The sequence below is a fragment of the Pseudomonas sp. B21-041 genome (assembly GCF_024748675.1).
Classification (GTDB): domain Bacteria; phylum Pseudomonadota; class Gammaproteobacteria; order Pseudomonadales; family Pseudomonadaceae; genus Aquipseudomonas; species Aquipseudomonas neuropathica.
Genome location: NZ_CP087175.1, coordinates 876,430 through 889,698, shown reverse-complemented (window position 1 = coordinate 889,698; position 13,269 = coordinate 876,430). Strand labels below are relative to the sequence as shown.

Sequence of the window (13,269 nt, the reverse complement as noted above, 5' to 3'; positions counted from 1 at the left end):
CGTAATCAGTGGGGGCCTGCTCGACGCAGCCTCTATGCTGCGTACATCGAGATGCAATGGAGTTGAAGATGAAAACCTGGATTGCCGCCGCGTTGGCCGCACTGATTTCTCTGCCGGTCCTCGCAGCAGATACTGGCGCTGTGCGCGTCGAACCGATCGATTTCCCAACCAGCGCCGACAGTGTTCAGCGCAAACAGTCGATCAAGGGCGACCAGACGGCGGAGTACAGATTCAACGCCAAGGCCGGCCAGTTGCTCACCGTCGATTTCAAACCGTCCAACACCTCCGCTTACTTCAACATCACCGCCAAGGGCGCGGATTACGCGCTGTTCAACGGTTCGATCATGGGCAATCATTTCCTCGGAACACTGCCGGCCGATGGCGAGTACACGGTTCAGGTCTATCTCATGCGCAATGCCGCACGGCGCAACGAAGTGGCCAACTACGAGCTGTCTCTGAGACGGGTCAATGGCGACGCCACCAGCGGGAGACAGCCATTCGAGCAGACGCTGGAATGGCAGGGCATTGCCTTTCACGTCAGCACCGAACAGGTCGATGGCAAACCGACGCTGCGCATCACCCCCAAAGGTCTGGAGATCGATAACGCGGTCATCAGCCGGGCGCTCACCGGTGAGGTCGTGCGTGCCGAGGTTGCTGACCTCAATAACGACGGCTCCCCCGAACTCTACGTGTTTACCCGCTCGCCCGGACGCGGCATGCCGAGCGATCTGATCGCCTATTCCGCCAACAACAAGAAATCCCTGAGCGAAATTTACCTGCCGCCGGTCAGCGACAATCCGAAAATCGCCGAAGGCTATCAGGGCGAGGATTCGTTTGCAGTGGTGGAAAACGCGCTGGTGCAGCGCTTCCCGGTGTATGACAGCACTGACGCAGGCGCAGGCCGCACGGGGAAGATGCGCCAGGTTCAATACACGTTGATGGCGGGCGAGGCCGGGTGGGTTTTGCGCGAAGATAAGGTGGCGGAGTATTGAGTTGACGTCACCGGGCTCACGCCAACGGATAAACCCCAAAAGCGCTTCTACACTTACAGCGCCCCTTCCGCCACACCGAGCCCCCATGACCGCACTCAAAGACCGCATGCAACAAGGCAAAGACGCCCGCAAGCAGTGCTCGCGCAGCGCTCAGGCATCCACCGGCAAAATGAACCGTGACCCGATTCCGTTGATCAAGGCCTCCAGCCAGGGCCGCGTCGCGTCGCTGGTCGAACTGCGTTACGGGCGCATGCTGGTGTCGCCGTTCACGTTCTTTCGCGGCAATGCCTTGTTGCAGGCGCACGATTTGTCGGGCACGGCGAACATGGGCCTGAACTTGCCCATCTGTGGTGACAGCCATCTGATGAATTTCGGCGGTTTCGCCACGCCTGAGCGCAATCTGCTGTTCAGCGTCAACGATTTCGACGAAGCACATCCCGGGCCGTGGGAGTGGGATCTGAAGCGTCTGGCGGCAAGTTGCGTGGTGGCCGCCCGCGACCTGCGCCACGGTGAGTCGGTCGAGGAACAGGTGTGTCGTGAAATGGTCGGCGCCTATCAGACCACGCTTCTGGAGTGCGCCGAGCAGAGCACGCTGGAAAACTGGTACGAGTCGATCAGCTACAACGACCTGCTGGCGCAGGCACGCAAAAGTACCCTTGAACATGTGGAGCGCGCCATCGAGAAGGCCGAACGGCGCACACACGCCGAGCTGCTGCCGAAAATCAGCGAGCGCGATACCCACGGGCGTCTGATCATTCGCGATGACCTGCCGGAAATTTTTCACCTGCACAAAAACACCACGCTGCTGGATGCCGAGGATGACTGGCTGCGGCTCGCGGACTGGCGGCCGCTCTTCGGCACCTTCATGCGCGAGTATCGCAGCACGTTGCAACCCGACCGCCGCGAGTTGTTGTCGCGGTTTCACGTGCAGGATCTGGCGTTCAAAGTGGTGGGCGTCGGCAGTGTCGGCACGCGTTGTCTGGTGGCGCTGCTGACGGACGATCAGGAGTTCCCGCTGTTCCTGCAATTCAAGGAAGCCCGGCGTTCGGTGCTCGCCGACTACGTCAAAAGCAAATCCAGGGTGCGTCATGAAGGGCAGCGCGTGGTCGAGGGGCAGCGCCTGATGCAGGCGGCCAGCGACCTGTTTCTGGGCTGGACGACCGGCCCCAGCGGTCGGCAATTCTACGTGCGGCAATTACGCGACATGAAGATCTCTGCCGAACTGGAAAACTTCGACGGTGAAACCTTTGCTGCCTACGGTCGCGTTTGCGGCCGCGCCCTCGCTCGAGCACATGCCAAGGCCTCCGGTCTCGCTGCGCAGATCAGTGGCTACATCGGCAAAGGCGATGCGCTGGCGGATGCGCTGTTGAAGTACGCGCAACATTACACCGCGCAGAACGAACGTGATTTCGAACGCTTCCAGACGGCCTGTCGCAAGGGGCAGTTGCGTGCCCGATCAGAGGCAGACTTTGCCGCTGACCATATGCCTTGAGATCACCGCGACTGCCATGGGCTTTGTCGCCACACCCTACTTCCCACATCGAACGTCCTAGGAAAATTCCCGCAACACGCGTCGACTTTGATGAACTGGTGCACAGTTCCTCAGGGCGTTACGCTCCATGACCACTGCCATCCAGCGGACGGTTTGGCAGCCGCAATTGCAGTGAATGTTCACTCCACGGAGCTACGTCATGAAGAAAATCCCCCGCCTTTCGCTGGTTGGCCCGGCACCGTCCGATGCGCCAACGTCCAGCACCCAACCGCCATCGAATACCAGCGCACGCAGCGAAGCGCACAAGCGGCGCCGTAGCATCCCGCTCAATCAGCTCATCAGGGTGCGCGACGATGTCGACACCCTGACCCTGCTCACCCACGCCAGTGAGATCCTCGATTCCCTCGCGGCCATCAGCGCAACCTTTGCCGATGAGTTCGATGGTTCGAAACGCCATGTGGCGGTGGCCATGAAGCAATTGAGCGCACTGGCCGAGATCCTGATTTGTCGGGCACGGGACAATCTTGATCCGCAGAAACCGCTGAACACTACCGGGCCTGAAACCCGCCATTGACGGGCGAAACCCCGGCGCTCGGTTGCGCATCGGACTGCATTGGAGCCGCCCATCGAGATGAATTTTTCTTCACTGCAGCTGCGCGGCCAAGCCTTGTACAGTCCGCTCGCTCATTCAAGAAACTACGGTTCGCCCGCGCTCCTGCGGGCTTTTTTTTGCCTGAAACAAAACCCCTTCTTCGTCACAACTTGCCGTAACCCCAGTGATTGCGCGACTCTGCGAGCAGATCCCACAAGCCGGAGCGCCCGATGCCGCTGTTGACCCTGCCCTGCCAACGCCTGACGCTCGCGATACTTGCACCGGAGCAGGCCGAGCTGGAAAGCGAGTTCTACCAGCGCAACCAGCGCCACCTCGCGCCATGGTCGCCGATCCGCACCACCGAATATTTTTCCACTGAGCAAATTCGCCGGCGCCTCGACGTACAGGCCAGTGCATTCGAGGCCGGGCTGGCCATGCATTTCGCGCTGCTGAGCCCGGATGGCCAGCAGATGATCGGCGCCTGCAATTTCAGCGGCATCATTCGCGGAGCCTTTCAGGCGTGTTATCTGGGTTATCACATCGACGAGGCCCAACAGGGTCAGGGCTTGATGCAGGAAGCGCTGGAGGCTGGCATCGCTTACATGTTCGATACCCAGAATCTGCACCGGATCATGGCCAACTACATTCCCGGTAACGAGCGCAGTGCGCGCTTGCTTGAGCGCCTGGGCTTCGAACGTGAGGGTTACGCCAAGGCGTATCTGAACATTGCCGGGCGCTGGCAGGATCATGTGCTGACGGCGCTGGTCAATCGGCTGTTCGAAACGCCGGAGAAGCGTTGGTCGCGACAACTGGCCTAGCTTCACAATTTGTTCAGGATTGCCGACGTATGCTCAGGCCTCCCGCCCCTTCCGGTTGCCTGAACCCCATGTCGCGTGCCGCCACTTCGCTGTTTCTGCTTGCCGCCCTGCTGTTTTTCTTCGCGCTGGGTGGCCACCAATTGCAAGGCTCCACTGAGGCCCGCGTCGCCGGTATCGCCATGGAGATGCACTTGGACGACGACTGGGTGACGCCTCGGTTGTTCGGCGAACCGTTTCTGGAAAAACCACCGCTGAGCCTGTGGCTGGATGCTGGCGCCATGCGCTTGTTCGGTGTTTCACCGTGGGCCGTGCGGCTGGCGTCGGCCGTTGCCGGTTTGCTCAGTGTGATGCTGCTGTACGGCATGTTACGGCGTTTCGAGCGACCGAAAATGATTGCCTGGACCGCAGGCATTCTGCTCGCGACCATGGCCAGTTATTGGAGCAATGTGCGCGGCGTCGGTGAGGATGCGCTGCTCGCACTCGGCGTGACCACCGCGCTGCTGGCCTTTTATCAGGCGCAGCGGGCATCGACTCTGGGCAACTCGCTGCTGTTTGTCGTCGGGATCGCCATCGCCACGTTGAGCAAAGGTGTGCTGGGGCTGGCCATGCCGGGAGTGGTGATTTTTGCCTATCTGCTGGCCGACAACCTGATGGACAAACGACTGAAAATCGCTGACTGGCTGCGACCGGGTTTCCTGACCCTGCTCGGTTTGATTCCGCTGCTGATCTGGCTCGTCATCCTCTTCCAGCACGGCGGCGCGCAGGCCGTCAAAGAGGTGCTGCTGACCAACAGCGTCGGGCGCTTCAGCGGTTCGTTCGTCGAGGCCGGGCACTACGAACCGTTCTACTACTACCTCGCCAAACTGCCGGAAGCCTTTCTGCCGTGGAATATTCTGGTGTACCTGGGGCTCTGGCATTTCCGCAAACACCTGAAGGCCAACCGTTACCTGCTGTTTTTCAGCCTGTGGATCGTGGCGCAGTTCATCATGCTGACGTTGGCGTCGAGCAAACGCACGGTGTACCTGATGTCGATGACACCGGCCGCCGCGGTGATCGCAGCGGAGTATGCAGGCGTGCTGTTCGAGCGCTTGAAGCAGTATGAATCCGGTAATGGATTCGTAGGCCGAATTGCCCGGCAGCGTCAGACACTGGCAGTCGGTGTGCTCACGCTGGTGATCGGCAGTTACCTCGCCGCCGCGCAGTGGGCGTTGCCTCATGCCGACAAAAAGCTTTCGTTCCTGCCGTTGAGTGCAGAGATTCAATCGCTGCAAACCGCCGGGCATCAAGTCGCGCTGTTTCAGGCCAATGAGCGGGTCGGTGGCGCTACGGTCTTCTATACCCAGCAAGTACTCAAAGGCCTGGATACCGAAGCGCAGTTACGAAATTTTCTCGCGGCATCACCCTCGCATGTCGTGGTGATGGCCGGCGACAGCGAACCCGCCGCCCCACTGAAAGTGCTCAAGACCATGATAGTCGGACGACAACCGTATTACTTCGTCGGCTATTGAGGGCCTGCGCAGCCCCATAAAAAAACCCGCCGATGATTGGCGGGTTTTTCATTTGATTCGAACGGGCTCAGATAGAGACCTCAGCACTGAAAGCTTTCTGCTCACGCTTGCCCAGCACTGGCAAATCCAGCCGAGCCCGCCCATAGAACGTCAACGCTGTCAGCAAACACGCCAGCCAGACAAAGATTCCGGCCCAGAAGGTGTGGGACATGTAGTGCCAGCCTTGCAGGACGCGAGTAGTGCCATAAACGAACCCCAGCAACAGTGAGCCCCACAAGATGGCACTGGAAAAACGCCATTGATAACGTCTCGCCACGAAATACAGCGCCAGCATGGTGAAGCCGCCCGACGCATGGCCACCCGGCCAGCACCGGCCACTACCCGCTTCATGGAACAGTTGAAAATTGCTGTACCACTCAACGTGAGCCATTTTGCCGCCGTACAGCGTGGTCTCGATCGGGCAGTAAACGCTGGTGTGGGATTTGAGGAAGTGAATCACCCCGGTGCAAACGGCAAATGCGACCACCACAAACAGAAAATCCCTACGGTGATCAGCGGCAAATCGCAGCACTGGCGCGACTTTGCTGCGCTCCAGTATTGCGCCGAGTCGCGGACGTTTCTGCGGATTGACCAATGGCCAGAGCACCGATAGCAGCGCGCCGATCAGGGCGATTTCCGCCGTCCAGTTGGGAATGATCCGCGCCCATTTGTGCGTGAGCTTTTCAAAGAAGTGGATTTTGTCGAGCGGGAAGGTCTGGGTCAGCGGATCGAACAGCAGGTTGCTGAAGGCGATGTCGATTTTGGTCATGTCGAACATCAGGAACACCAGCGCCGCACAAGCGAGCGGAATACCAAAGTTGTAAGCGTAGAAGCGGGATTTCATCGGGTATTCACCGTGCGCCAGTCGGAGGCTTCAATAAAGCCGAGCATCTTGGGAGCCGCCGGGCTGGCAGCGGAGACAAACAACGACGAGCCATAACCCGCGCTCGAAGTCGGTACGTTGAGGTCTTTCTCGATTTGCGCCATGCACTCGCTGTGGGTCACCAGAATCAGGTTGCGCCCCGGGATCTTGTGGGCGAGCGCATCCTGCAACATGCGCCCCCGGCAGTTGATCAACCAGTCGTCACCGCTGGCGGCATGATTGAACATGTAGCCGGCCGTCTGCACCGTGCGCATAGACGGGCTGTTGTAGATGTCGGCGTTGTTCAGGCCCAGTTGTTCGAACCCGGCACCAACCGCCACCGCGACACTGCGCGAGCGATCGGTAATACCGTCATTGCCACTCAGGCAGGCAGCTTTGGAGTGATCGCAGCGCTCGACATGACGCACCAGCACGATCATCTCGCCCTTAGCCCAACCTGTCGCCAACGCTTGCGCACCGGCGACATTGCCGTGGGCCAGGTCCGGCACCGCCGCCGGCGCCAGCAACCACAGAGTCAGCGGGATCACCAACACTGATGCCGCCAACACCACCCAAGTGTTGCGAAAACGCGCTAAAAAGCTCAGATCGATCGAGCGTTTGACGCCGAACAGACTCAGTCTCAATTCCACAAAAACCGCCTCGCCACTGTGCATCTCGGGTTCATTCGATGCGGCGAAGGTACAGAGGCGCGCGTGGGCAGCCAGTGAAACCCATGTGAAAAAAGTCTTGGGATCCGGTGTTACAAATTCCGTAGGACAAAATCCTTTCAGCTCTGGGAAATGCGGCCGATACAGTCCTGCTAACACCCTTGCTGGCTCAAAAAAACAACAATCTTCCAGCCTAACCGACGACAAGAAACCCAACGTTTCTGGAGGATTTTTGATGAATAGCTGGTTCGGCAACATCAGCGTGAACATGAAACTGGGCCTGGGCTTCGGCCTCGTGCTGGCCCTGACCTGCGTGCTGGCCCTGACGGGCTGGACCAGCCTCGGTGGCCTGATCGACCGCAGCAACTGGATGAGTGACATCACCCAGCTCAATGCCGGTTTGACCAAACTGCGCGTGGTGCGCCTGCAATACATGCTGACCAATGGCGATGAAACCGCCGCACAGAATGTGCAAACCACCCTCGAAAGCTTCGCCGCGCAGCAACAGAAGCTGATCAACAGCTTCAAGAGCCCGGAAAACGTCAAACTGCTCAAAGAGCAGGCAGCGACCATCGCTGAATACCAGACCTCGCTGAACAAAATGCGCAACGCTTACCGCACCGGCAACAGCGCGCGCGACAGCATGAGCGTGAGTGCCGAGACCGCGTACAACCAGATCGAGTCGATCAGCAAGCGCGTGCAGCAGATGGACATGAGCGAACAGCGTTTCGAACAGTTCCAGGCGATCACCGCCGCCAAGGAAGCGTTCATCCTCGCGCGCTACGAAGTGCGCGGCTACACCGCCACCAGCAACGCCGAAACCGAGCAGAAAGCCGTCCGCCAGATTGACGCCGCCATTGCCAGCCTCAAGCAACTGAACGTGCATTTTGCTGACTCGCAGCAAGACGCCCTGCGTCAGCTAGAAACCGCACTGGTCAACTATCGCAGCGCATTGATGGCGTACAAAAACGCCAACACCGACGCGGTGCAGGCGCGCAAAGAAATGACTGATCAGGGCGCCGCCATCGTCACTACGAGCGAGCAGCTGTATCAGATCCAGCTTGATCGTCGTGATGTAGAAAGCGCTCAGGCACGTACTTTCCAGTTGATCAGCACCCTGCTGGCACTGTTGGTTGGCGTAATTGCTGCGGTGATCATCACCCGTCAGATCACCCGTCCGCTGCAAGAAACCCTCGCCGTGGTCGAGCGCATCGCCAGCGGCGACCTGACCCAGAACGTCACCGTCACCCGCCGCGACGAACTCGGCGTACTGCAACAAGGTATCGCGCGCATGGGCGTGACCCTGCGCGACTTGATCAGCGGCATCCGCGACGGCGTCACCCAGATCGCCAGCGCCGCCGAAGAACTGTCCGCTGTGACCGAGCAGACCAGCGCCGGTGTGAACAGCCAGAAAGTCGAGACCGATCAGGTCGCCACCGCGATGCACGAAATGACCGCCACCGTGCAGGAAGTCGCGCGCAACGCCGAAGAAGCCTCACAAGCCGCTGCCGCCGCTGACGGCGAAGCCCGTGAAGGCGACAAAGTGGTCAACGAAGCCATCGCCCAGATCGAACGTCTGGCCAGCGAAGTGGTGCGTTCCACCGAAGCCATGAGCGTGCTGCAACAGGAAAGCGACAAGATTGGTAGCGTCATGGACGTGATCAAGGCAGTGGCCGAACAGACCAACCTGCTGGCCCTCAACGCCGCGATCGAAGCCGCGCGTGCCGGTGAAGCCGGTCGTGGTTTTGCCGTGGTCGCCGATGAAGTTCGTGGTCTGGCCCAGCGTACGCAGAAATCCACCGAAGAAATCGAAGGCCTGGTCGCCGGTCTGCAGAACGGCACCCAGCAGGTTTCGGCGGTGATGAGCAACAGCCGCGCCCTGACCGACAGCAGCGTGGCCCTGACGCGCAAGGCTGGTGCATCGCTGGAAAACATTACCCGCACGGTGTCGAACATCCAGTCGATGAACCAGCAGATCGCTGCTGCGGCTGAACAGCAAAGTGCAGTGGCTGAAGAGATCAGCCGCAGCATCATCAACGTACGCGACGTGTCGGAACAGACCGCTGCGGCGAGTGATGAGACGGCGGCGTCGAGTGTTGAACTAGCGCGTTTGGGTGGTCAGTTGCAGCAGATGGTCAGCCATTTCCGCGTCTGATCCTGATTTCGCGCTGAAGCTACAACCGAATCGCGAGCAGGCGAAGGCCTACAGGTAACGCGTCGATCACAGATTATGTGGGCGACGCCAATTCCCATGTAGGAGTGAGCCTGCTCGCGATTGCGTCCGCCCCATCACCCCGATGTCCCGGAAAAAACTCCGCCTAATGTAGGAGCTGCCGCAGGCTGCGATCCTTTGATCTTCGCTTTTGAACAAATCAGAAGCCAGATCAAAAGATCGCAGCCTTCGGCAGCTCCTACATGAAGGTATTCTTCAGCGCGTGCGCATTTCGAGCATCAGCAATCTGGAAAATCCATAACCCTGGCTTTTTCCTGCCGTGAAGGCAAACCAAGGTCGATCCCTCCGACCGAGGAAAAGCGCTGGCGAATCCGGCTACCCAAGCCTCCAGCGCTATCCCTTCTAATCAATGCTCGCCCCAGAATCATGCGAGCTTCTTCCTCGATGGAATTTCCGTTCCGGGCCGCGTTAATCCGTAACTGATCCATGAGCGGACCATCAATATTTCGAATTGTGATGCTGGCCATGATGACTCCTGCTATCAACTAAAAATCATTGATCGAGACTAACATCCATCCGCCCAAGAACAGCCAGCGCAATCACTTACCGCGTACCCCGCTGCCGCAACGCCGACGGCATAAAATACGCATCCTCCGGCACCGGCTGCGCGAAATCCACCGTCTCCGCTTCTTCGTTATCAAGGTTCTGCACGTAGTAACGACGCGCCTGCAAATCGTGGAAAACATCCAGCGCACTCCACGTGGTCGGCAGGTCGTAGAAGTTTTTCAGGTAGGCCATCGATACGCGCCACAACTCCCCTCGCCCATCGTACTGATCGACCAGTGCCGCGCCCCAGCTATCCTCATCGAGGAACAGCACGCGTTTGGAGTAGATGTGCCGCGAGCCCGGTTTCAGGTTGCCTTCCACCACCCACACGCGGTGCAGTTCATAGCGGGTGTATTGCGGGTTGAGGTGGCCCGGGGTGAGCAGTTGCGCGTATTTCACCTCGGGGCTGGCGACTTTGTAGTTGTTGTAGGGGATGTAGATTTCCTGTTTGCCCTTGAGCTTCCACTCGTAGCGGTCCGGCGAGCCGTTGAACAGGTCGGTGTCGTCGGCGGTGCGCAGTCCATCGGAGGACGCGATCGGCGTGTCGTAGGCGAGGTTCGGTGCGCGGCGCACGCGACGTTGGCCGGCGTCGTAGATCCAGGCTTGGCGTGCGTCTTTGAGTTGGTCGAGGGTTTCGTGCACCAGTGCGGCACCGCCGGCCAATCGTGCGGGGCTTTTCACGAAGGCGAGGTAGTAGAACAGGATGTTCTTCAGGTCGGCGAACTGGCCGTTCGGGCGGTAGTAATTGAACAGCGCTTCCTGCTGCGAGGTCACCAGCGCGAAACTGCCGTTGCGCTGGACCGGCGCTTCGGAGGCGCGGCGCACGACGTAGATACCGCGATAGCGAGTGATGTGGTTCCACAGCACTTCAACGCCGTCCTTGGGCACCGGGAACGGCACGCCGCCGTAAGCATCGGAGAAGCCGCTGCCGCCTTCGAGCAATTTGGCCGAGGTCGCATTCTTGAGGGTGTTGTCGTACAGCCATTGCGGCGCTGAGCCGGATCGCCGGGATGGGTAGATCGGCATCTGGAAAGTGTCGGGGTAGCTGTTGAACAGCGCGATCTGACCGGGGCTGAGGTGGGCTTTGTACTGGTCGAGATTGGCTTTGGTGATGGTGAACAGCGGTTTGTCCGCCGCGTAGGGATCGGGGTGGTGCTGGCCGGGTTTGTAGCCGGCCGGGGCTTGGGTGATGCCGCCGGTCCACGCGGGGATGGTGCCGGCGGCGTTGCCGGCACGCTCGGCGCCCATGGGGGTCAGGGTGGTTTTCAGTTGTTCGGCTTGTTGTGGGGTGATGGCGGCCAGAGCGGTGCTGGCGGCAAGGCCTAAAACAAGCCCTAGCGAAGCCTTGGTCAATCTTGACGTGTGAACCATGATCTTCTCCAAAATACAAAAACATGTGGGAGCTGCGGTGCGACGACTCGACTTGCCAGCGATAGCGGTGGGTCAGCCAACACTGTTGTCGAATGTGCTGCCGTCATCGCGGGCAAGCCCGCTCCCACAGGGGGACGGGGTGCCGCAAGTTTTGTTCTGGGCAATCAAAGGAAATACTTGAGGTTGAACCCGACGTTGTCGCGGTCGCGAATGCCGTTGTTTTGCCCGCCGCCATAGAACTCGGTGTATTGCAGTTCGGCTTCGAGCTTGTTCTGGTAGTTGGCCTTGATCCCCAGCGTGTAAGCCTTGCGACCTTCGATGGTGTTGCCGGCCTGATAGCTGTTGCCCTCGAAGTCGTCCTTGTAAACGATGTACGGCGAGACGTTGACCCCGGCGTACACATCGTTCCAGGTGCCGTTGAGCATCGCCGTGTAGCTGTAGGAATTGCGGTTGACCTGATCGTCGCGATCACCGCCAGACACATAGGAATAGTTACCGGTGCCGGCGTAGAAGCGACGGCTGCCGTCATACGCGGTGTACTGCAGACTGCTGCCGCGCAGGTGTTCGGAGGCCAGTTCGAAGATGCCGAACAGCGAGTCGAACGAAGCCGTGGGGCCGAAGTTGTAGATGGTCCCCAGCGAGGTGTTGAACGCTTCGACGCGCTCGGCGTTATTGATCTGTCTGTCGAGGGTGACCATCTGCCCGCCGACGTTGATCGACTTGCCCGTCACTGCCGCCGCCGCGCCGTTGGCCAGGTCGCCAATCAAATCGTTGGTCGCCGCAACGCCGATCGGCAGATTCGGCCGATAAGCAATTTCACCAAACACCGACGCCTCGCCCAATGTGGTGTTGAAGCTGAAACCGTACATACGGATGTCTTCGGCATAACGCCGATGCGCCTGGATATTGCCCATCACGTCGGCAGTCGCCAACCCATTGGCCAGCGCCCCGGCCTGACTGCCGGCGACACCGGACAACAGGTTGGTCAGCGCGTCCATGTCGATGCCTTTGTAGCCGCCCAGGTCCGCCGCGATGGTTGGCTCCTTGGCGTGGTAGTTGACCATGTACAAACCGAACTCGGTGCTGTTGAGCTGTTCGGCGATGTAGCGAAAGGCAAAACCGAACTGGCCATCGTTGCGGGCGTTGTAGTCCTTGCCGATGCTCGCCACTTTCAGTGTGTTGCCGTAGGCCGGTGTCACGCCGTTGGCGTACAGGCCTGTGGTTTGCAGGGCGGAGTTGAGCAACGGGTTATTGCCCAGCGCGCTGTACAAACCGATGACGTTGCCGAACCCGGAACCGGCGTGTCGAGCGCCGTGCCGCTGAAGTTGTTGTAACCGGTGTTGCCACCGTCGGCGAACAGGTCAGTCTGCGAGTAGAAGGTGCCGACCGGGTCGATGCGGGTTTCCTTCCAGTTGGTCTGGTAGAAACTCTCCATGGTCAGCGAGTCGGTCAGGCCGATGTTGAAGCTCAGCGCCTCGACCGGCACCAGCACTTCCTTGACTTCGGCGCCGGGCAAGCGGTACTTGGCGGCATCCACCGGGTTGGTGGTGTTGATCCCGCCGCGATAGAAAATCCCCTCGCCCCAGTTGAATACCTGCCGACCGACGCGCGCTGTCACCGGCATCTGCGCGACGTCCCAGCTGCCGTGCACGTAGGCGTCGAGCATCTCGATGCGGCTGCCGGCGATGTCGCGAGTCTGGCTGGTGAAATGGTTGTCCTGCGGGTAGCTCTGGCTCGGTTGCGAGGGGCTGTTGTTGTCGTAGTAGTCGTTGCGCTTGTCCATCAGTTGCGTGTCGTAGAACGCGGTGCCGCGCACGAACACGCCGTAGTTCTGATAGTTGGCCTCAAGCTCGGAGGTGATCTTGTACACCTCGGAAACCAGCCCGGTATCGAAGTTGCGATTGCCGTCGTTGGTGTTGACGTCATCGTTAGTCTTGTCGCGGCCCTGCACCCGCCACAAACGACCGTAAGACAAGGTCGTGTCGAGGGAGCCGGTGACCTGTTTGTCCATCAGGCTGAACTCCACCGCGTGCGCCGCATCGACTGCGCACAACTGCAGCAGCCCTGCCAGGCCGACACCGGGGAGCGCGGCGCCCGTCAGGCGCAATCGAGTGTTGATCATCTGTTCCTCCTTGCCTGTTTTTTATT

Annotated in this window: 10 protein-coding genes and 2 pseudogenes; 7 read left to right on the top strand and 5 right to left on the bottom strand. The window is 59.7% G+C overall.

All coding sequences use genetic code 11. The annotated features are described in order from the left end of the window. The first annotated feature begins 68 nt into the window (after nt 1–68). From LOY43_RS03745 to LOY43_RS03725, 5 genes are all read left to right on the top strand, one after another. Nucleotides 69–992, top strand: a complete 924-nt coding sequence (locus LOY43_RS03745; RefSeq protein ID WP_258709225.1) for a hypothetical protein — start codon at nt 69–71, stop codon at nt 990–992. 85 nt (nt 993–1,077) lie between these two features. Beyond that, nucleotides 1,078–2,484 carry a DUF2252 domain-containing protein gene (locus tag LOY43_RS03740; RefSeq protein ID WP_258709224.1) on the top strand — a complete coding sequence of 469 codons (1,407 nt, stop codon included), beginning with the start codon at nt 1,078–1,080 and terminating at the stop codon, nt 2,482–2,484. A gap of 199 nt (nt 2,485–2,683) precedes the next feature. Then, nucleotides 2,684–3,058 carry a DUF6124 family protein gene (locus LOY43_RS03735; RefSeq protein ID WP_095049694.1) on the top strand — a complete coding sequence of 125 codons (375 nt, stop codon included), beginning with the start codon at nt 2,684–2,686 and terminating at the stop codon, nt 3,056–3,058. 248 nt (nt 3,059–3,306) lie between these two features. Beyond that, on the top strand, nt 3,307–3,894 hold the full coding sequence (rimJ, locus tag LOY43_RS03730; RefSeq protein ID WP_258709223.1) for a ribosomal protein S5-alanine N-acetyltransferase: 588 nt from the start codon (nt 3,307–3,309) through the stop codon (nt 3,892–3,894). 29 nt (nt 3,895–3,923) lie between these two features. Next, nucleotides 3,924–5,402, top strand: coding sequence for an ArnT family glycosyltransferase (locus LOY43_RS03725; RefSeq protein WP_408980825.1), 1,479 nt, complete (start codon nt 3,924–3,926; stop codon nt 5,400–5,402). A gap of 67 nt (nt 5,403–5,469) precedes the next feature. Here LOY43_RS03725 and LOY43_RS03720 read toward each other — a convergent pair whose 3' ends face one another. Continuing rightward, a complete protein-coding gene (locus LOY43_RS03720; RefSeq protein ID WP_258709222.1) occupies nt 5,470–6,285 on the bottom strand; it encodes a phosphatase PAP2 family protein in 816 nt (271 codons plus the stop codon). Beyond that, nucleotides 6,282–6,953 carry a histidine phosphatase family protein gene (locus LOY43_RS03715; protein ID WP_095126609.1) on the bottom strand — a complete coding sequence of 224 codons (672 nt, stop codon included), beginning with the start codon at nt 6,951–6,953 and terminating at the stop codon, nt 6,282–6,284. The genes LOY43_RS03720 and LOY43_RS03715 overlap by 4 nt, the downstream gene beginning before the upstream one ends. A 253-nt stretch (nt 6,954–7,206) precedes the next feature. Between LOY43_RS03715 and LOY43_RS28800 the strand changes: the two are divergent. Both LOY43_RS28800 and LOY43_RS28795 read left to right on the top strand, forming a co-directional pair. Beyond that, nucleotides 7,207–8,268, top strand: a pseudogene (locus tag LOY43_RS28800) (methyl-accepting chemotaxis protein); the annotation flags it as partial. Then, on the top strand, nt 8,263–9,126 hold the full coding sequence (locus LOY43_RS28795; RefSeq protein WP_371748303.1) for a methyl-accepting chemotaxis protein: 864 nt from the start codon (nt 8,263–8,265) through the stop codon (nt 9,124–9,126). The pseudogene LOY43_RS28800 and the gene LOY43_RS28795, both read left to right, overlap by 6 nt. Before the next feature lie 296 nt (nt 9,127–9,422). On the opposite strand, the gene LOY43_RS03705 is transcribed toward LOY43_RS28795, so the two are convergent. From LOY43_RS03705 to LOY43_RS03695, 3 genes and pseudogenes are all read right to left on the bottom strand, one after another. Further along, a complete protein-coding gene (locus LOY43_RS03705) occupies nt 9,423–9,671 on the bottom strand; it encodes a FitA-like ribbon-helix-helix domain-containing protein (protein WP_095049689.1) in 249 nt (82 codons plus the stop codon). A gap of 76 nt (nt 9,672–9,747) precedes the next feature. Next, entirely contained in the window at nt 9,748–11,121 is a 1,374-nt protein-coding gene (locus LOY43_RS03700; RefSeq protein ID WP_258709221.1) for a DUF1329 domain-containing protein, read from the bottom strand. Between the two features lie 164 nt (nt 11,122–11,285). Continuing rightward, nucleotides 11,286–13,243: pseudogene (locus tag LOY43_RS03695) on the bottom strand (DUF1302 domain-containing protein). Between the last annotated feature and the right edge of the window lie 26 nt (nt 13,244–13,269).

What these genes read in the sequence shown, in the direction of transcription:
- LOY43_RS03745 (WP_258709225.1), top strand. Translation starts at nt 69, where the DNA reads ATGAAAACCTGGATTGCCGCCGCGTTGGCCGCACTGATTTCTCTGCCG.
- LOY43_RS03740 (WP_258709224.1), top strand. Translation starts at nt 1,078, where the DNA reads ATGACCGCACTCAAAGACCGCATGCAACAAGGCAAAGACGCCCGCAAG.
- LOY43_RS03735 (WP_095049694.1), top strand. Translation starts at nt 2,684, where the DNA reads ATGAAGAAAATCCCCCGCCTTTCGCTGGTTGGCCCGGCACCGTCCGAT.
- rimJ (WP_258709223.1), top strand. Translation starts at nt 3,307, where the DNA reads ATGCCGCTGTTGACCCTGCCCTGCCAACGCCTGACGCTCGCGATACTT.
- LOY43_RS03725 (WP_408980825.1), top strand. Translation starts at nt 3,924, where the DNA reads ATGCTCAGGCCTCCCGCCCCTTCCGGTTGCCTGAACCCCATGTCGCGT.
- LOY43_RS03720 (WP_258709222.1), bottom strand. Translation starts at nt 6,285, where the DNA reads ATGAAATCCCGCTTCTACGCTTACAACTTTGGTATTCCGCTCGCTTGT.
- LOY43_RS28795 (WP_371748303.1), top strand. Translation starts at nt 8,263, where the DNA reads ATGGGCGTGACCCTGCGCGACTTGATCAGCGGCATCCGCGACGGCGTC.
- LOY43_RS03705 (WP_095049689.1), bottom strand. Translation starts at nt 9,671, where the DNA reads ATGGCCAGCATCACAATTCGAAATATTGATGGTCCGCTCATGGATCAG.
- LOY43_RS03700 (WP_258709221.1), bottom strand. Translation starts at nt 11,121, where the DNA reads ATGGTTCACACGTCAAGATTGACCAAGGCTTCGCTAGGGCTTGTTTTA.